13 protein-coding genes are annotated in these 19176 nt (G+C 71.1%); 8 read left to right on the top strand and 5 right to left on the bottom strand.

All coding sequences use genetic code 11. From position 1 onward, the window contains the following. Positions 1-12 precede the first annotated feature (12 nt). The 3 genes from uvrD to ACOQFR_RS07105 all read left to right on the top strand — a co-directional run bounded on the left by uvrD (position 13) and on the right by ACOQFR_RS07105 (position 4352). Positions 13-2187, top strand: coding sequence for a DNA helicase II (uvrD, locus tag ACOQFR_RS07115; protein WP_421380099.1), 2175 nt, complete (start codon positions 13-15; stop codon positions 2185-2187). A gap of 41 nt (positions 2188-2228) precedes the next feature. Next, positions 2229-3326 (top strand): TRAP transporter substrate-binding protein, encoded by a 1098-nt coding sequence (locus ACOQFR_RS07110; protein ID WP_421380097.1) that lies wholly within the window; start codon positions 2229-2231, stop codon positions 3324-3326. Positions 3327-3449: 123 nt separating this feature from the next. After that, positions 3450-4352, top strand: a complete 903-nt coding sequence (locus ACOQFR_RS07105; RefSeq protein WP_421380095.1) for a c-type cytochrome — start codon at positions 3450-3452, stop codon at positions 4350-4352. A gap of 9 nt (positions 4353-4361) precedes the next feature. Here the strand turns inward: ACOQFR_RS07105 and ACOQFR_RS07100 are convergent, their stop codons facing one another. Both ACOQFR_RS07100 and ACOQFR_RS07095 read right to left on the bottom strand, forming a co-directional pair. After that, on the bottom strand, positions 4362-4793 hold the full coding sequence (locus tag ACOQFR_RS07100) for a GNAT family N-acetyltransferase (RefSeq protein ID WP_421380093.1): 432 nt from the start codon (positions 4791-4793) through the stop codon (positions 4362-4364). Next, positions 4784-5107 carry a DUF2782 domain-containing protein gene (locus tag ACOQFR_RS07095; RefSeq protein ID WP_421380090.1) on the bottom strand — a complete coding sequence of 108 codons (324 nt, stop codon included), beginning with the start codon at positions 5105-5107 and terminating at the stop codon, positions 4784-4786. The genes ACOQFR_RS07100 and ACOQFR_RS07095 overlap by 10 nt, the downstream gene beginning before the upstream one ends. 101 nt (positions 5108-5208) lie before the next feature. On the opposite strand from ACOQFR_RS07095, the gene polA reads away from it, so the two are divergent. Then, positions 5209-7944, top strand: a complete 2736-nt coding sequence (gene polA / locus ACOQFR_RS07090; protein ID WP_421380088.1) for a DNA polymerase I — start codon at positions 5209-5211, stop codon at positions 7942-7944. 375 nt (positions 7945-8319) lie between these two features. Here polA and hemF read toward each other — a convergent pair whose 3' ends face one another. Next, positions 8320-9255 carry an oxygen-dependent coproporphyrinogen oxidase gene (hemF, locus tag ACOQFR_RS07085; RefSeq protein ID WP_421380085.1) on the bottom strand — a complete coding sequence of 312 codons (936 nt, stop codon included), beginning with the start codon at positions 9253-9255 and terminating at the stop codon, positions 8320-8322. Between the two features lie 68 nt (positions 9256-9323). On the opposite strand from hemF, the gene ACOQFR_RS07080 reads away from it, so the two are divergent. Next, positions 9324-10277: a pteridine-dependent deoxygenase gene (locus ACOQFR_RS07080; RefSeq protein WP_421380083.1), complete on the top strand. Its 954-nt coding sequence runs from the start codon at positions 9324-9326 to the stop codon at positions 10275-10277. A gap of 23 nt (positions 10278-10300) precedes the next feature. Here ACOQFR_RS07080 and ACOQFR_RS07075 read toward each other — a convergent pair whose 3' ends face one another. After that, positions 10301-12649 carry a prolyl oligopeptidase family serine peptidase gene (locus tag ACOQFR_RS07075; RefSeq protein WP_421380081.1) on the bottom strand — a complete coding sequence of 783 codons (2349 nt, stop codon included), beginning with the start codon at positions 12647-12649 and terminating at the stop codon, positions 10301-10303. 121 nt (positions 12650-12770) lie between these two features. Between ACOQFR_RS07075 and ACOQFR_RS07070 the strand changes: the two genes are divergently transcribed. Together ACOQFR_RS07070 and ACOQFR_RS07065 are read left to right on the top strand one after the other, a co-directional pair. Continuing rightward, positions 12771-13025: a YcgL domain-containing protein gene (locus ACOQFR_RS07070; RefSeq protein WP_421380079.1), complete on the top strand. Its 255-nt coding sequence runs from the start codon at positions 12771-12773 to the stop codon at positions 13023-13025. Then, positions 13018-16317: an ankyrin repeat domain-containing protein gene (locus ACOQFR_RS07065; protein WP_421380077.1), complete on the top strand. Its 3300-nt coding sequence runs from the start codon at positions 13018-13020 to the stop codon at positions 16315-16317. The genes ACOQFR_RS07070 and ACOQFR_RS07065 overlap by 8 nt, the downstream gene beginning before the upstream one ends. Before the next feature lie 95 nt (positions 16318-16412). On the opposite strand, the gene ACOQFR_RS07060 is transcribed toward ACOQFR_RS07065, so the two are convergent. Then, the gene (locus ACOQFR_RS07060; RefSeq protein WP_421380649.1) at positions 16413-18266 is read right to left on the bottom strand and encodes a monovalent cation:proton antiporter-2 (CPA2) family protein; all 1854 of its coding nucleotides are present in this window, start codon (positions 18264-18266) and stop codon (positions 16413-16415) included. An 82-nt stretch (positions 18267-18348) separates the two neighbouring features. Between ACOQFR_RS07060 and ACOQFR_RS07055 the strand changes: the two genes are divergently transcribed. Beyond that, positions 18349-19176, top strand: a complete 828-nt coding sequence (locus ACOQFR_RS07055; protein WP_421380074.1) for a hypothetical protein — start codon at positions 18349-18351, stop codon at positions 19174-19176.

The following is a 19176-nucleotide window of genomic DNA, read 5'->3' as shown; positions in this document are numbered from 1 at the left end:
TACAATGGCGCCATGGATGTGTCCCACCTGCTAGACGAACTCAATCCCGCCCAGCGCGACGTCGTGTCTTCCTCGCCCGGCCATGCGCTGGTGCTGGCCGGCGCGGGCTCGGGCAAGACCCGTGTGCTCACGCACCGCATCGGCTGGCTCAACGAAGTGGTGGGCGTGCCGGCGCACGGCATCCTGGCCGTCACCTTCACCAACAAGGCCGCCGCCGAGATGCGCGGCCGGGTCGAGGCGCTGCTGCGCGGGGGCTCGCGCGGCATGTGGGTCGGCACCTTCCACGGCCTGGCGCACCGCCTGCTGCGCCTGCACTGGCAGGAGGCCGGCCTGCCCGAGTCCTTCCAGGTGCTGGACCAGGACGACCAGGTGCGGCTGCTCAAGCGCATCTCGGCCGACCTGGAGCTGGACGAGGGCCGCTTCCCGCCGCGGCAGATGGCGTGGTGGATCAACGCCCAGAAGGACGAAGGCCGCCGCCCGAAACACATCCAGCCGCCTGCCGGCGACCTTTACGGCTCGACCATGCTGCGCGTGTACGAGGCCTACCAGGAACGCTGCCAGCGCGCGGGCCTGGTGGACTTCGCCGAGCTGCTGCTGCGTGCGCACGAGCTCTGGCTCGAACATCCGGTGCTGCTGCACCACTACCAGCAGCGCTTCCGCCATCTGCTGGTGGACGAGTTCCAGGACACCAACGCCATCCAGTACGCCTTCATCCGCGTGCTGGCCGGCGATACCGGCGAAGTGTTCGTGGTCGGCGACGACGACCAGGCCATCTACGGCTGGCGCGGCGCCAAGGTCGAGAACGTGCAGCGCTTCCTGCGCGACTACCCGGGCGCGCGCACCTTCAAGCTCGAACAGAACTACCGGTCCACCGGCACCATCCTGGCCGCGGCCAATGCCGTCATCACCCACAACCCCGACCGCCTGGGCAAGCAGCTGTGGACCTCGGACGGCGAGGGCGAGCCGATCGACCTGTTCGCCGCCTACAACGAGGTGGACGAGGCGCGCTTCGTCATCGAGCGCATCCAGGCCCAGATCCGCGACGGCGGCAGCGCCGGCGACAATGCCGTGCTGTACCGGTCCAATGCCCAGTCGCGCGCGATCGAAGAGCAGCTGGTGCTGGCCGGCCTGCCCTACCGCGTGTACGGCGGCCAGCGCTTCTTCGAGCGCATGGAAATCAAGGACGCCCTGGCCTACCTGCGCCTGATCGCCAACCGCGCCGACGACGCCGCCTTCGAGCGCGCGGTGAACACGCCGCCGCGCGGCATCGGCGGCAAGACCCTGGACGAGGTGCGCCGCCACGCGCGCGAACACGCCGTGCCGCTGTGGGATGCCGCGGTGGCGCTGTCGGGCGGCGGCAGCCTGCCCGGCCGCGCGCGCAATGCGCTCAAGGCCTTCGCCGAACTGGTGGAAGGACTGCAGTCGGGCACCGAACATTCGCCGCTGCACGAGCAGTTCGACCATGTGATCGCCAACTCGGGCCTGCGCGCGCACTACGCCGCCGAGTCCAAGGGCGCGCTGGATTCGCGCACCGACAACCTGGACGAGCTGGTGTCGGTGGCCAGCCGCTTCGAGCGCCGCGACGAGGAAGGCAGTGCGGAAATGAGCGAGCTGGTGGCCTTCCTCAGCTATGCCTCGCTTGAGGCCGGCGAAGGCCAGGCCGAGGCCGGCGAGGACGGCGTGCAGCTGATGACCCTGCACAGCGCCAAGGGCCTGGAGTTTCCGCAGGTGTTCCTGGTGGGCATGGAGGAAGGGCTGTTCCCCAGCGGCAAGTCGCTGGACGAAAGCGGCCGGCTGGAGGAGGAGCGCCGGCTGGCGTATGTCGGCCTGACCCGCGCCCGGCAGAAGCTGGTGCTGACCTATGCCGAGTCGCGCCGCCTGCACGGCATGGAGATGTACGGCCTGCCGTCGCGCTTCCTGCGCGAGATCCCGCCCGCGCTGGTGCGCGAAGTGCGGCCCAAGGTCAGTGTGAACCGGCCGGCCTCGTACGGCGCACCGCGCGCCGCGGCCCTGGAAACCGGCGGCAGCGCGCTGCGCCTGGGCCAGCGCGTCACCCACCCCAGCTTCGGCGAAGGCGTGGTGATGGACGCCGAGGGCAGCGGCGCGCATGCGCGCGTGCAGGTGAACTTCGAGCGCGGCGGCGCCAAGTGGCTGGTGCTGGGCTACGCCAACCTGCAGCCGGCCTGAGCGATGACCGCATACTGGCCCCGTCCCAGCGAGGAGAAGGCATGAAACGTCGCGATCTGCTGCGTGGCGCCGGCGTGGCGGCCGTGGCCACGGGACTGGCGGCCTGCGGCGCGGCACCCGAGGGCCGGAAGGACCGCGCCGCCCGCGAGGCGCCGCGCGAATGGAAGATGGTGACCTCCTGGCCGACCAACTTCCCGGGCCTGGGCACGGGCGCGGCCGAGCTGGCCGCGATGATCACCCGCGCCAGCGGCGGCCGCCTGCGCGTCACCGTGCACGGCGCCGGCGAGCTGGTGCCCGCCTTCGAGGTGTTCGACGCGGTGAGCCGCGGCACGGCCGAACTCGGCCATTCCTTCAGCTACTACTGGAAGGCCAAGGCCGCGGCCGCGCCCTTTTTCTGCTCGGTGCCCTTCGGCCTGACCGCGCGCGAAATGAACGCCTGGCTGCACCAGGGCGGCGGACTGGCGCTGTGGCGCGAGCTGTATGCGCCTTTCGGCATCGTCCCGTTCCCGGCCGGCAACACGGGTGTGCAGCTGGCGGGCTGGTTCCGCAAGCCGCTGGAATCGGTGGCGGACCTGAAGGGCCTGAAGATGCGCATTCCCGGCCTGGGTGCCGACGTGATGGCGCGCGTGGGCGCGACGCCGGTCAACCTGCCGGGCGCGGACATCTTCGAAGCGCTGGACGAAGGGGTGATCGATGCGGCGGAGTGGATGGGGCCGTACAACGACCTCGCGTTCGGCCTGCATCGCGCAACGCGGTTCTGCCACTACCCGGGCTGGCAGGAGCCGGGCCCCGCCATCGAGTGCCTGGTGAACCAGAAGGCCTACGAAGACCTGCCCAAGGACCTTCAGGAAGTCGTGGCGAGCTGCTGCGGCGCGATGGCCGAGCGCGTGCTGGCGGAGTTCGATGCGCGCAACCAGCAGGCGCTGGATGCGCTGGTGCGCGAACATGACGTCGAACTGCGGCAACTGCCCGACGACGTGCTGCTGGTGCTGCGTCGTGCCGCCGAGAAGGTGCTGGACGAACTGGCGGCGTCGGACCCGATGGCGCGCCGCGCGCTCGATTCGATGCGTGCCTTCCAGGCCCAGGCGCGGGCCTGGAGCGCCGTCTCCGAAGAGTCCTACCACGCCATCCGCGGCTGAGCCGCGACCCCTGCCGCAAGTCATGGCAGGGCAGCCGTAGCGAAATCGCCACTGAACGCGGCGCGGCCGGTGTCGTCCCTGTTGCCCGTGTTGCACGGTCATCGAAACAGCGGATGAAGCGGAATGGGCAAGGGATTACGGCGCGCGGCCTGGACGGTCGCGGCCCTGGCGGGTGCGGTGGGCGTGCTGTTCGGCGCGGCCTGGTTCTACAGCGAGCAGGCGATGCAGACGCGCTACGTGCTCTCGGATCCGCCGCTGCGCGGCACCGGCGATGCCGCCGAGGCGGCGCGCGGCGCGCACCTGTACCAGGTGCTGGGCTGCGTGGATTGCCATGCGGCCGGTGGCGTCGGCAAGGAAGTCTTCGATGCGGGACCGGTGGCGCGCGTGGTGGCGCCCAACCTCACGCCGACCGCGCTGGCCGGACGCTACGACGCCGACCAGCTGGCGGCCGCGATACGGCACGGCGTGGGCCCGGACGGCCGCCCGCTGCGCTTCATGCCCTCGGCCGACTACCACGAGCTCTCCGACGCCGATACGGCCGCACTGGTGCGGCACCTGCAGTCGTTGCCGGACTCCGGCAATGATCCCGGCGCGTTCGAGCTGCGGCCGCTGGGTCGCGTTCTCTTCATGCTGGGGCAGTTCGAACTGCTGCCGGCACGGCACCTGGACCACGCGCCGCGCGTGCGCACCTCGCCGGCGCCGGGCCCGACCGCGGAGTACGGCGGCTACCTGGCCCAGACCTGCACCGGCTGCCATGGCAAGGACCACGGCGGACAGCATGTGCCGGGCACGCCGGCCGACTTCCCCGATGCCGCCAACCTCACGCCGCATGCGAACGGCCTGGCCGGCTGGACGGAGGCCGACTTCGTGCGCGTGATCCGCGAGGGTCGCCGGCCCGATGGCCGCGAACTGCATCCGCTGATGCCCTGGCGCACCTACGCCGCGATGACGGATGACGAGCTGCGCGCGATCTGGCGCTATCTCTCGGCGCTGCCGCCGCGGGAACGCAAGGCCGCGAAAGGCTGAGGCCGTGCCTCAGCCGAGGTAGGCGTCGGGCCGGTAGCGCTCCATGAAGCGGTCCGGCCGGGCCACCGCGGTGAAGCCGTACTGCGCGTACAGCCCGTGCGCATCGCTGGTGGCCAGCAGGAAACGCCGCAGCTTCTGCAGATCCGGATGCGCCATCACGGCGTCCATCAGCGCGCGCGAGATGCCCTGGCCGCGGTGCGGCGGCAGGACGAAGACGTCGGCCAGGTAGCCGAAGGTGGCGCCATCGGTCACCACGCGCGCGAAGCCCACCTGTCGGCCGTCGAGCAGCGCGCTGAAGCACAGTGAGTTCGCCGCAGCGCGCTCGACCGTTTCGCGTGGGATGCCGGGGCACCAGTAGGCCTCGCGGCTGAGGAAGCCGTGCACGACCTCGAAGTCGACGTCGGCGCGGTCGGCGCTGATGCGCAGTCCGCTCAATCCCATTCGTACAGGGTCCAGTGCACGGGCTGCACGCGTGGATCGCGGTCGTCGCGGTTGAGGCGGCCGTTGCCGTCGGTGTCCATCAGGTAATAGGCCGGACCGCGTTCGGGCGTGACCTTGACCATGTAGATCTTGCCGTTCTGGCTGTATTCCTCGACCCGGTCGCCGTTCTCGCGGGTGCGGATGGCCACGGTGGGCGGGTCTTCCGCCGGCGCCTCGGCCTGGACCTTGGGCGGGATGGGCACTTCTTCGCGCGGGGCGGGCGCGGCGGCGTCCTGGGCGGCGAGGGCGAACAGCAGGGGGATGATCAGGGTCATGGCGGGGAACTCCCGGCGGGACTTCGAGAATGGCCCATGGCCTGCCCACGCTCAAGGCCCGGGGGGACTAAAATCGGGGCTTCATTCAGCCAGGCCCCGCCATGTCCCGCCTCGTCCTGATCGACGGCTCGTCCTATCTCTACCGCGCCTTCCACGCGTTGCCGCCGCTGACGGCCGCCGACGGCACGCCCACGGGCGCGCTGTTCGGCATCGTCAACATGCTGCGCGCCACGCTGAAGGAGAATCCCGACTACACCGCCTTCGTGGTGGACGCCTCGGGCCCGACCTTCCGCGACGCGCTGTATCCGCAGTACAAGGCCAACCGCCCGCCGATGCCCGACGAGCTGCGCGCCCAGGTCGAGCCGATGATGAAGATCGTGCAGGCGCTGGGCTTTCCCATCCTGCGCGAACCGGGCGTGGAGGCCGACGACGTGATCGGCACGCTGGCACTGCAGGCGCATGCGGCCGGCATCCCGGTCACCATCTCCACCGGCGACAAGGACTTCGCCCAGCTGGTGCGGCCCGGCATCACGCTGACCAACACCATGACCGGCAGCGTGCTCGACGACGCGGGGGTGTTCGAGAAGTTCGGCGTGCGGCCCGACCAGGTGGTGGACCTGCTGGCGCTGATGGGCGACACCGTGGACAACGTGCCGGGCGTGGACAAGTGCGGGCCCAAGACCGCGGCCAAGTGGCTGGGCGAGTACGGCACGCTGGAGGCCGTGATCGCCGGCGCCGACCGCATCGGCGGCAAGATCGGCGAAAACCTGCGCGCGGCGCTGGGGCGGCTGCCGCTGAACCAGCAGCTGGTGACCATCAAGACCGACGTGGCGCTGGCGCAGGCGCCGCAGGACCTCAAGCTCAAGCCGCGAGACGTCGAGGCCCTGCGCGCACTGTACGCCCAGTACGGTTTCGGGGCCGCGCTGCGCGAGCTCGACGGCGGCGCCGCCGCCCCCGCCGCGCGCCAGGCCGGCACGGCGCCGGTGCCGCCCGTGGCCGAGGAAGCGCCGGACCCGGCGCTGTCGGCGCCGGGTCGCTACGAGTGCATCACCGACGAGGCGGCGCTGCAGGAATGGGTCGCCCGCCTGGCCGCCGCCGACGTGGTGTCCTTCGACACCGAGACCGATTCGCTGGATCCGATGCGCGCCAACCTGGTCGGCCTGAGCTTCGCGGTCGAGCCGGGGCACGCCTGCTACATCCCCGTCGGCCACGAGTATCCGGGCGCGCCTGCGCAGCTTGATTGCGCGAAGGTGCTCGACACGCTGCGGCCGCTGCTGGAAGACCCCGGCAAGACCAAGCTGGGCCAGCACGGCAAGTACGACCTGCACGTGCTGCGCCGGCACGGCGTGCACGTGCGCGGCTACGGCGAGGACACGATGCTCGAGAGCTTCGTCTGGAACGCCGGCGGCCAGCGCCACGACATGGACACGCTGGCGCAGAAGTACCTGGGCTACACCACCATCAAGTACGAGCAGGTGGCCGGGAAGGGCGCCAAGCAGATCCTGTTCTCGCAGGTGGCGCTGGACGACGCCACCCGCTACGCCGCCGAGGACGCCGACGTCACCCTGCGCCTGCACCGCGTGCTGTCGGCGCGACTGGCCAGCGCGCCTTCGCTGGCTTCGGTCTACCGCGACATCGAAATGCCGCTGGTGCCCGTGCTCGAACGCATCGAATCCAATGGCGTGCTGGTGGACGTGGCGGAGCTGCGCCGCCAGAGCGCCGACCTGTCCACCCGCATGCTGGCCGCGCAGCAGCGTGCGCACGACATCGCGGGCCGCGCCTTCAACCTGGATTCGCCCAAGCAGCTGGGCCAGCTGCTGTTCGAGGAGCTGAAGCTGCCGGCGCTGGTCAAGACGCCCACCGGCGCGCCGTCCACCAACGAGGAGGCGCTGGAGGCGATCGCCGACCAGCACGAGCTGCCGCGCCTGATCCTGGACTACCGCGGCCTGGCCAAGCTGCGCAACACCTACACCGACAAGCTGCCGGACATGGTCAACCCCGACACCGGCCGCGTGCACACCAGCTACCACCAGGCGGGCGCGGCTACCGGGCGGCTGAGCTCGAACGATCCCAACCTGCAGAACATCCCGATCCGCACCGAAGACGGCCGGCGCATCCGCACCGCCTTCATCGCGCCGCCCGGGCGGCGGATCGTGGCCTGCGACTACTCGCAGATCGAGCTGCGCATCATGGCCCACCTGTCGGGCGACCCCGGTTTGCTGGGCGCCTTCGAAGGCGGGCTGGACGTGCACCGCGCGACCGCGGGCGAGGTGTTCGGCGTGCCAGTGGCCGACGTCAGCGGTGACCAGCGGCGCGCGGCCAAGGCCATCAACTTCGGGCTGATGTACGGCATGAGCGCCTTCGGCCTTGCCAAGCAGCTGGGCATTGGCCGCGGCGAGGCGCAGGACTACATCGCGCTCTACTTCAACCGCTACCCGGGCGTGCGCGACTACATGGAGCGCGTGCGGCAACAGGCGCGCGACCAGGGCTACGTCGAGACCGTGTTCGGGCGGCGCCTGCAGCTCAACGAAATCCACTCCCGCAACCAGGCCCAGCGCGCGGGTGCGGAGCGCGCGGCGATCAATGCGCCGATGCAGGGCACGGCCGCCGACATCATCAAGCGGGCGATGGTGTCGGTGCAGGCCTGGCTGGACCTGCACCCGGGCCGCGCGCTGATGCTGATGCAGGTCCACGACGAACTGGTGTTCGAGGTGGATGCCGATTTCGTCGACACGCTGGTGCCGGAAGTGCGCCGCCGGATGGCCGAGGCCGCGAGCCTGAAGGTGGCGCTGGTGGTGGACGTGGGCAGTGGTGAAAACTGGGACCAGGCGCACTGATTTTTGGCCCGGAATTAGCCTTGACAATCAATCGGTTGGAAAGGAATGAACGCGTCCTGAATCCAACATTTATTTAACGTCATTGTTCACGAACTTCTCATGGTCCGGGTGGTCAACTACGTGCGTCGGATGCAAGGTCCGGCGCAGGATCACTCCCTCCCCTGAGTGGATCCAACCGGAGCCGGGCTCTCCCCAGCCTTAGGCTCCACCTGACCCCGCGGGCTTCCCCTGGCCCGCGGGGTTTTTATTTGCCCCCACCCAAAACAGCGAAAACATACCAGGTATGTTTTCCCGGGACCGATGGCAATCACTGAGGCCCTCAAGAAAACATACCTGGTATGTTTTTGCTGTTTTCGGGGGGACGCGCGGGGTGGATCAACCCGCCAGTTCGGTCAGCCAGTCGCGGGGCCTGAGGTAGTCGCCGAGGCGGGCTTCCGGGCTGGCGGGCTCGGGCGTGTAGGCGTATTCGAAGCGCACCAGCGGCGGCAGGCTCATCAGGATGCTTTCGGTGCGGCCGCCGCTCTGCAGGCCGAACAGCGTGCCGCGGTCCCAGACCAGGTTGAACTCCACGTACCGGCCGCGGCGGTAGAGCTGGAACTCGCGCTCCCGCTCGCCATACGGCGTGTCCTTCCGCCGCTGCACGATCGGCAGGTAGGCATCGAGGAAGGCGTCGCCGACCGCGCGGGTATAGGCGAAGCTGCGTTCAAAGCCGTCCTCGTGCAGGTCGTCGTAGAACAGGCCGCCGATGCCGCGCGCTTCATCCCGGTGCTTGAGGAAGAAATAGCGGTCGCACCAGGCCTTGTGTGCGGCGTAGCGATCGGCACCGAAGGGCGCGCACAGGTCGTGGGCGACGCGGTGCCAGTGCCGCACGTCCTCGTCCAGCGGATAGAAGGGCGTGAGGTCGAATCCGCCGCCGAACCACCAGATCGGTTCGCGGCCTTCGGGTCGCGCTTCGAAATAGCGGACGTTCGCATGCGAGGTTGGCACGTGCGGGTTGCGCGGATGGATCACCAGCGACACGCCAACCGCGCGCCAGGGCGCGCCGGCCAGCTCGGGCCGGTGCGCCGTGGCCGAGGGCGGCAGGCTGGCGCCGGAGACGTCGGAGAAGCCGACGCCCGCCTGTTCGAACACCGCGCCCTGCTTGAGCACGCGCGAACGCCCGCCACCGCCCAGGCCCGGGCCGGCACCGGCGTCGGCCGGACGGGTCCAGGCGTCCTCGAGGAAGCGGCCCCCGTCCACGCCTTCCAGCCCTGCGCAGATTCGGTCCTGCAGCGACTGCAGGTAGGCGTGCACGGCGGCGAAATCGGTCATGTCGGCGGCAGGGACGAAGGGACCCGCATGATAGCCGCCCGCGCCGGCCGGTATAATCGCGCCCAGCAATGACTTCCCAGACCCCCACCCCCGCGCGCCTGTGCATCGTGCCCGAGCCGCGCGACGACGCCCTGATCAGCTTCGCCTTCCGGCCCGACGCGGATTCCCCGCTGGCCGTGGACTGCGCGCGGCTGGCGGGTCCCGGCACCGAAAGCTGGCTGGCCGGCGCCATCGGCGAGTCGGCCGACACCCGCGGCGCCGCCTGGGCGCACGGCGAGCACTACGCCATGGTGGCCCTGGTGGTGGACGAGGCCGCCGGCGACATCGAGGCCGCAGCCGCGGAAGCCTACGAACGCCTGCTGGTCGCGGTGCGGCCCTCGGCGCATCCCTACCTGCTGCGCCTCTGGAACTATTTCGCCGCGATCAACGAAGGCGAGGGCGACGCCGAGCGCTACCGCCGCTTCTGCGTCGGCCGTGCGCGCGCGGTGGACGGCATGTTCAACGATCCCCCGCCGGCGGCCACCGCGATCGGCACCGACGGCGTGCCCGGCCGCCTGCAGGTGGTCGCGCTGTGCGCCCGCGGTCCCGCGATGGCGCTGGAGAACCCGCGCCAGACGCCGGCCTGGCGCTATCCGCGTGAACACGGCCCGGTATCGCCGGGCTTCTCCCGCGGCGCCGTGCTCGACGCCGACGGCGACACGCCGCGCCTGATTGCGTCCGGCACCGCCAGCATCGTCGGCCACCTGTCCCAGCACCCGGGCGACACCGCCGAGCAGCTTCGCGAAAGCCTGCGCAACCTGGCCGCCCTGATGGCGGAGGGCAGCAAGAAATCAGGGCGCGACTTCCAGCCTGCCGGCTGCGAGGCCCTTCGCATCTACCTGCGCCACGCCCACGACCTGGGCACGGCGCAATCGGTGATGGCCGCCAGCGGCATCCCGGCCGAACGCATCACCTACCTGCGCGGCGACATCTGCCGCCGCGAACTCGACGTCGAACTCGAAGGCGTCTTCGCGGCGGACTAGAGCTCTTTGCCGCGGCCAAATCTTCAGGGTTTCAGGGCCCGCTCGAAGAGTTGGAGGATGCGGCGGTACTGGTCGTACCAGCTTTCGGGGTGCTGGTAGGCGTGGCGTTCCAGCGGGTAGCTGGCCAGTTCCCAGTGGTCCTTCTTCAGCTCGATCAGGCGCTGCGAGAGGCGCACCGAGTCCTGGTAGAAGACGTTGTCGTCGATCATGCCGTGGCTGATCAGCAGGTGGCCGCGCAGGTTCTGTGCGTACTCGATCGGCGAGGACTTGCGGTAGGCCTCCGGGTCGAGTTCGGGCGTGTTGAGGATGTTGGACGTGTACTCGTGGTTGTACGAGGTCCAGTCCGTCACCGGACGAAGCGCCGCGCCGGCCTTGAACGCACCGGGCTCGCGGAACAGCGCCATGAAGCTCATGAAGCCGCCGTAGCTGCCGCCGTAGATGCCGACGTTGTCGCGGTCGCCCTGGTGCTGGCCCACCATGTACTCGATGCCGTCCAGGTAGTCCTCGAGCTCGGGATGGCCCATCTGGCGGTAGATCGCCGTGCGCCAGTCGCGGCCGTAGCCTTCCGAGGCGCGGAAGTCCATGTCCAGCACCACGTAGCCGCGCTCGACCAGCAGCTGGTGGAACATCTGCTCGCGGAAATAGTTCGGGTAGCGGTCGCTGACGTTCTGCAGGTAGCCGGCGCCGTGCACGAACATCACCACCGGGTACTTGCGGCCGGCCTCGAGCTGCGCGGGACGGTAGAGCTTGGCCCACACTTCGCCCGCGCCGTGTTTCGACGGCACGCGCACCATCTGCGGTGCCAGCCAGGTGCGCGACTTGAAGTCCTCGCTGCGCGTATCGGTCAGCTTCGTCGCTTCCCCGCCGGACACCGCCTGCACCGCCAGCTGCGGCGGCGTGTGGTGCGCCGACCAGCGCAGCAGCAGCTTCGAGCCGTCCGGCGACAGCGTGAAGTCCTCGACACCGTCGAGCGCGGTCACTTCGCGGATCTCGCCCTGGCGCGGCACTGCGCACACCTCGTAATCACCGGGCCGCGCGCGGTTGCACACCACGTAGGCGGTGGCGCCATCGGCCGACCACTGCGGCGACGACGCTTCCCAGCGGCCTCGGGTCAGCGCCACCGGCTTACCGCCGGGCGCCAGCGTGTACAGGTGCGACCAGCCGCTTTCCTCGGACAGGTACCAGAGCGTGCGGTTGTCGGGCAGCCAGCCGAAGTCGTTGAAGTTCCAGTTGATCCAGGCCGGGTCGGTGAGCCGGTGCGCGGGCTGCAGCGTCCCGGCGTCCAGGTCCACGGTGCTGATCCAGCGGTCCTTGTTGTCCACTGCACGCGTCATCACCGCCACGCGGCTGCCGTCGTCGCTCCAGCTGATCGCGGCCACGCGCACCGGGCGCTCGCCCTTGAGCGGCTCCAGCCCGGCGGCCTTGCGCAGGTCGGCCAGCGGATCGGCCGTGATGCCGGGCAGCGCGGCCAGCGCCAGGTCGCGCACGCGGTTGTCGCGCAGGTCCACCAGCTTCAGCTGCTGGCCCTGGGGCGGGTTGTGGCCGACGCGCACGCGCACGTCCTCCACTTCCTCGTAGCCCGACTCGGTGACGTACTTGGGCATCTTGCCCGCGCGTCCGGCCTCGGCGCCCTTGGCGTCGGTGACCACCAGCAGCCAGCGGCCGTCGGGCGACAGCGCGGTGTTGGCGATCTCGATCTTGTCGCCGAGCCAGGTCTGCGCGGCCGCGCGGGTGGGGTCGGTGCGGCGGTTGGCCTCGGCTTCCTCGCGCAGGGCCTCGCGCTGCGCCTTTTCGCGCGCCAGCGCCGCGCTCAGCCGAAGCTGGTGGTCGCGCATGGGATCGGCCTCGGGTGCCGCAGCCGGATCCTTTTCCGCCCGCGGCAGCGCCACGGTCTGCACCAGGCGTGCGTCGGCATGCCAGCGGAACCAGTCGTTGCCGACGCGCCAGATCACGCCGCGGCCGTCGGCCGTGAAGCGCGGCTCGCCCTCGGCCTCGGCGCTGCGCGTGAGCTGGGTCAGCCCGCCGCCGATCTCGCGCAGGAACACATCGCCATTGCGGATGAACACCGCGCGCCGGCGCGTGCGGTCGAACTGCGGCTGCGCGGCGTCGAGGTCGGCCTGCGCGGCGCCTTCGACGCGCTGCGCCGCGCCACCGGCCACCGGCATCGTCCAGGTGTCGCGCACCGGCGAATCCTTGCGCTTGAGCGTGTAGTGGGCGCGCTGGCCATCCAGCGACCACCAGGCCGATTCCACCGGCGGACCGATCCAGTCCGGATGCGCCATGGCCTGGTCCAGCGTCAGCGGCACGTCGGCCGCGAAGGCCGGCGCCGCGGCGGCGGCGGACAGGGCAAGGGCAAGCAGGCAGTGGCGCATGGTGGCTCCGGAACGGCTTGAAGGGGTCCGCAAGCCTAACAAAGCCGCGGCGGCCGCCGCCCGTGCTGCTTTTCCCATGGGGCGTTTGCGGCGACAATCGACCGAATCCTGCGGCGGGCCCATGCAAGCCTTCATCTACAAATCCCTGCGCAAGCCCGATACCTACGTCTACCTGCGCAAGCGGGACGATTTCGCCGTGCTTCCCGAACCCGTGCGCGCGCCGCTGGGCGAACTGCAGTTCGTGATGGAGCTGGCGCTTACGCCGGAACGCAAACTGGCCCGCAGCGACGCCGCGGTGGTCCGCGGCAACCTGCAGTCGCACGGCTATTTCCTGCAGTTCCCGCCCACCCAGCTCGATCCCCTGGTCGATGGCTGAGCCGCGGCGTCCCTGGATGGCCTGGGCCTGGCTGGCTGCCGGCCTGCTGCTTTCACTGGCCCCGCTGTGGCCGCATCCCGCCAGCCTGGCCGGCCTGTGGCTGGCGCAGCCCGCGCTGGCCCTGGGCCTGGGCGCGCTGCGCGGCCTGCGGCCGCTGCCTGGCCTGGACGGCCTGGCCCGGCGCGACGCGCTGGCCCTGGCCGCGGTCTGGGGCCTGGGCTGGGCTGGCGTGGCGCTGGCCATCGGCTGGCCGCTGTCCACCCTGCGCGACACCGGCTCGCTCGCGTCCGCGCTGGCGCTGAGCGGCATGGCCGGCGCGGTGCTGCTGTGCCTGTGGCGCGCCTGGCCGGCGTTCGGCCTGGCCGAGCGCGGCGGTGGCGGCATTCCGGCGCTGGCCGCGGCCGTGGGCTCGGCCGGTCCGTCCGATGCGGGCCGCGGGTTCGTGGTGGCGGTGATCGTGGCGCTGATGCTGGGCCTGGGCCTGGTGCTGGTGTGGCCCGGCCTGGTCCCCGACCCTTATCGCCTGGTTGCGGTGCCGGGCGCGCTGCTGCTGTCGGTGGCGGGCCACCTGCTGCTGCAGCGGCTGGGCACGCCGCCGTCGGTACCGATGCTGGGATCGCTGCCGGTATACGGCGATGACGAGGACGAGCCCGATGCGTCTGCGTCGGCCGCACCGGAGGAGAACGACGATCCGGATGCGCAGCTCTATGCGGCCACCCGGGCCGGACGGATCGAGGCCGCCATGGCCGCACTTGAAGCCGGCGCCGATCCCTCGGCCCTGCCCGAGGCCGCCGATCGCGACCAGCGCACCCTGCCGATGCTGGCCGCATTGCTGGGCGACCTGCGCCTGCTGCGCGAGTTGATCGGCCGCGGCGTCGATCTCAATGCCGACCACGCCGGCCTGACGCCGCTGCTGGCGGCCACGCGCGACAGCTGGCACGGCCGCCCCGAAGCGGTGATGACCCTGCTGGCCAACGGCGCCGATGCGCGTCGCGCGGATGCCGAAGGCAATACGCCGCTGCACCACGCCGCACGCAGCACCGATGCCGCAGTGGCGGCCCTGCTGCTCGACGCCGGTGCGCTGATCGAGGCGCTCAATGCCGAAGGCTTCAGCCCGCTGGGCATCGCCTGCGCCGCCGGCAACTGGCGCCTGGCGCGCTTTCTGATCGAACGCGGCGCCAAGCCCGAGCCCAAGGACGGTCAACCCGCGCTGCTGGCGGCGGTGCTGGGCGACGACGACATCGCCGGCGTGCAGCTGCTGCTGCGGCACAAGGCGCGCGTGGATGCGCGCGGCGCGCGCCAGCGGACCGCGCTGCTGCTGGCTTGTGCCACCGGAAATGCCGAGATCGTGGGCGAACTGCTCGACGCCGGCGCCGACCGCAATGCCCGCGATGCCGACGAGATGACGCCGCTGCTGGAAACCGCGCGCAGCGGCCAGGCCGGCGTGCTGGCCCGCCTGGCGCAGGCGCGACCGGACGTGACGGCCGTGGATGCGCGCGGCCGCAATGCGCTGGTGCTGGCGTCCGAGGCCGGCGTGGGCCCGGAGTTCCTGCGCCACCTGATCGCACTGGGCGTGAATCCCGAGCAGCGCGACCAGGACGGCCGTCGCGCGCTGGAACATGCGCTGGGCGCCGGCCGCTGGCCGCTGGTGGCCGTGCTCGATCCGTCCTATCCGCTGCCGGCCAGCGTGGCCGAGGGCCTGTCGGAAGGCCATTTCGAGAAGACCCCGCGTGAACTCATGCGCGAGGCCCTGCTGGCCGGGCGCCGCGAATCAGCCGAGGCGATGCTGCGCCTGGGCGCCGGCCCCGACGGCAATGGCCTGGCCTCGCTGCTGCTGGAATTCGCGGGCGAAGGCGATGGCCAGAACTTCGACTGGCTGCTGCGCCACGGGGCCAGCGCCGATTACCTGGTGGATGGCGAGGACAGCGTGCTGTTCCACCTGCTCGGACGCGGCGGACACGCCAGCGCCGCGCTCCTGCGCCTGCTCGAACGCGGCCAGCCGGTTGGAGGCCGCGGCGGACTCTCGCGCTGGCTGCAGGCCTGCCTGGCCGGCGAACACACCACGCGCGGCCACGAACAGCTGGCGATCAGCCTGCTCGAGCGCGGCGCCGATGCCTTCGGTGGCGCACCGTCCGATCCGCCGCTGGGGCTGGCGATCCGCCTGGGCTGGCTGCGCCTGGCCGAAGCGCTGCTGGCGGCAGGCGCCGATCCCAACGCGCGGGATGGCCGCGGCCACACGGCGCTGCACTGCGCCGCCACCCTGGGTCGCGAAGGCGCGCTGCGCGTGCTGATCCGTCACGGCGCCTCGCCCGCACTGGCCGCGCCCGACGGGCAGACGCCGCTGGGCCTGGCCCTGGCCGCGGACCGCCGCGAACTGTCGCACTGGCTCGAGTGGCGGCAGTGGCAGCTGCCGGGCCGCGCGCTGCAGCCCGCCGACCTGCCATCGGCGGCGATGTCCGGCGATGCCGAAGCGGTGCTGCGCCTGCTCGAGCTGGGCCTGGCCGTGGACGGCGTGGATGCGCAGGGCTGCAGCGCGCTGCTTCGCGCCGCGGGCGGTGGCCACGACGTGGTCGTGGCCCTGCTTCTGGAACGCGGCGCGGACACCGCGCTGGCCGCCCGCACCGGCGCCACGCCGCTGTCGGCGGCGATCAGCATGCGTCACGTCGGCGTGGTGGACCAGCTGCTGCGCGCCGGGGCACAGCCCGACCTCGCGCTGCCCGGCGAGGTGACACCGCTGATGCTGGCCGCCGCGCTGGGCCAGCCCGAACTCATTTCGCGCCTGCTTGCCCACGGCGCCAACGCCCAGGCGCGCGATGCCCAGGGCCTGGGCGCGCTGCACTGCGCCGCGCTGCATGCGTTCTCCTCGCGCGACCGCCAGCGCGTGCTGGCCCTGGTGGACACGCTGCTGCTGGCCGACATTGCGCCGGACGACGCCAATGCCCTGGGACAGACCCCGTTGCTGCTGCTGCTCGGTGCGCGCGCCGAACCCGGCACCGCCTGCGACGAGGACGTGCTGCTGGCCGCACTGGAGCGGCTGCTGGCCGAAGACGTCAGCCTGGAATCGCAGGACCAGCGCGGCTTCACGCCGCTGCACCTGGCCGCCCTGCACGGCCTGCCGCGCGTCGTGCAGCGCCTGCTGCGCGAAGGCGCCAACCGCCTTGCCCGCGACGGGCTGGGGCGCACGCCGCATGACATCGCCGTGCTGCGCGGATTCGTCGACGTCGCCTCGGAGTTCGAGCCCGCGCGCAGCGCGCCGTCGCTGGCTCGGTTCCTGAGGGAACCCAGGAACTAGGAACTAGGAACTAGGAACTAGTAGAGGCTTGGGCGGGGAGGCTCGGGCATCACTAGTTCCTAGTTCCTAATTTCTAGTTCCTGGTTCCTGGCCCTTCACAGCCTCGCCGGCGGAACCCGCGACGCCTGCTCCTCCGCAGCCATCGCCGCCGCCGCGTCAACGTCGGCCACCTCCGGCGCGTCGGCTTCGAACAGGGATTCGAGCTCGCGCTGCGCTTCGCGCGCGGAGGCCACCAGCGCCGCTTCGTCGTCGTAGACCAGGTGTTGCTGGCGCAGCAGGGCTTCGTCGTGCTCGCGGAAGCTCTCGGCGTTGCGCGCGGCCTCTTCCGGCGGCACGCCCAGCGCTTCCATCACGCGGCGGCCCATCACCAGGCTCGAATGGAAGGTTTCGCGCGTCACCTGCACGTCCATGTCCATCAGCTTGAAGGCGTGCTGGCGGTTGCGGGCGCGGGCGAACACCTTCAGGTGCGGGAACAGGCGCTTGACCACGCGCGCGGTGCGGATGTTCGCGTCCGGGTCGTCGGTGGTGATGACGAAGACCTCGGCATGCGCCGCGTTGGCGGCGCGCAGCAGCTCGGGCCGGGCCGGGTCGCCAAAATAGATCTTGTTGCCGAAGCGGCGCAGGAATTCCACCTGTTCGGCGCTGGTCTCGAGCGCGGTGAAGGCGATCTTGCGGTCGCGCAGCATGCGGCCGACGATCTGGCCCATGCGGCCGAAGCCGGCGATGATCACGCGCGGATGGCCATTGTCGATGGTGTCCGGCGCACGTGCCGTGGTCGCCGGCGCCGCATGCCGCAGCCAGCGCGACACCGCCAGCAGCACCAGCGGCGTGGCCGCCATGGACAGCGCGATGATGACGAACAGCTGGTCGCGCAGTGCTTCGCTGATCAGGCCTGCCTTGAGCGCTTCCGCGAACACCACGAAGCCGAACTCGCCGCCCATCGCCAGCACCGCGCCCAGCATCAGCGAGCCGCGCAGCGGCAGTCCGCCCATGGTGCGGCCGACCACCAGCAGCACGCCGGTCTTCACCGCCAGCAGCAACAGCACGCCCGAGGCGATCAGGGCCGGTTCGTTGCGGATCAGGTCCACGTCGATGCTCATGCCCACCGCGATGAAGAACAGGCCCAGGAACAGCCCCTTGAACGGCTCGATGTGCGACTCGAGTTCGTGCCGGAACTCCGAATCGGCCAGCAGCACGCCGGCCAGGAAGGCGCCCAGGCCCATCGACAGCCCCGCCCACTGCATCAGCCACGCGCTGGCCACCACCACCAGCAGCGCGGTGGCGGTGAACACTTCCACCGAATTGGCGCGCGCCACCATGCGCAGCAGGTAACGCAGCAGGAACCGTCCCAGCACCACCAGCGCCAGAATCGCGGCCACGGCCACCAGCACCGATTCCAGCGGCGGCGCCGAGCGCGCCAGCGCCTTGGCCTGGCCCAGCAGCGGGATGGCGGCCAGCAGCGGGATCGCCACCAGGTCCTGGAACAGCAGGATCGCGAACGCCACCCGTCCGTGTTCGGCGGTCAGTTCCTTGCGTTCGGCCAGCAGCTGCAGGCCGACCGCGGTGGACGACAGCGCCAGGCCCATGCCGACCACGAACGGCGCCTTCCATCCCGACAGGAACAGCCCGGCGAAGAACGCCACCGCCAGCGCCGACACCAGCACCTGCAGGCCGCCGGTGCCGAACACCTGCCGCCGCATCACCCATAGCCGCGGCGGGCTCAGCTCCAGGCCGATGATGAAGAGCAGCATCACCACGCCGAACTCGGACGCGGCCAGCACGTCCTCGGGATCCGGCACCAGCTTGAGCCCGTCGGGCCCGATCGCGACGCCGGCCACCAGGTAACCCAGGATCGCGCCCAGGCCCAGGCGCCGGAACAGCGGCACCGCGATCACCGTGGCGATCAGGAAGACCAGGATGATGCCGAGGTAGCCGTCGTTTCCGTGCATGGCGCGATTATGGGGTCCGGGCGTGAAGCTTGTAACGGCCGGGGCGGCGATGCTGTACTTGCCGCCTGCCAGGAGTCCGCCCATGAAGAAGCTGCTGTTCACCCTGCTGTTGGCCGCTGCACCCGCGCTGGCCGCCCCGTCCGACCTTCAGCTGTTCACGGCCTATGCGCGGGGCACGCTCGTGATCGGTCCCGATGGCGGCGTCACCGAAGTGGACCTGACGAGTGAAGGCGACCTGGGCAAGGGCGTGCTGGAAGGATTCGAGCAGCGCATCCTGGCCTGGCGCTTCGAGCCCATCACCGAGCAGGGCCGGCCGGTGAATGCCCGTGCGCACCTGTCGCTGGCGCTGGTGGCGGCCCGCAAGCGCGGGGTGGAGACCACGACGATGGGCATTCGCGAAGTGAACTTCCTGGATCCGCCGTCGCAGGAAGGCGTCGCGGCGCCCGCGCTGGCCGATCGCGCCATGCCGGTGTTCCCGAAGCTGGGCATCGAGTACGGCGTGGGCGCGGACATGGGGCTGGTGCTGAAGCTGGACGGACAGGGCCGCGTGGAGCAGGTCGCGGTCGAGCGCCTGGCGCTGCTGCGCGTCGGCGCACGCCAGCCGCAGCTGGCGCGCATCGCCCAGCAGTTCAGGTCATCGGCGGAAACGGCGGCGCGGCGCTGGACGCTGCCGGGGTACGAGCCCGGTGCGGTGGTGCGGATGCCGCTGCGCTACACGCCGCCGCAGATGAACCCGGGCTGGGTGCAGGCGTCGGTGCAGCCGGTGGAGCTGCCGGCCTGGGCGGTCGCCGGCCTGGCGGGCGAACGTGTCGTCGCGCTGGACGCCTCGGGCGCCGCCGCCTCCCGGCGCGTCAAGCTGCTCACCCCGCTGGACGAGGTGCCGCCTGCGACCGGGAGCCGCGGCCCCTGA

The organism is Arenimonas sp. MALMAid1274 (assembly GCF_049195245.1).
GTDB lineage: Bacteria > Pseudomonadota > Gammaproteobacteria > Xanthomonadales > Xanthomonadaceae > Arenimonas.
Note: the sequence above shows the minus strand (reverse complement) of the source record. Positions and strands in the feature narration are given on the sequence as shown.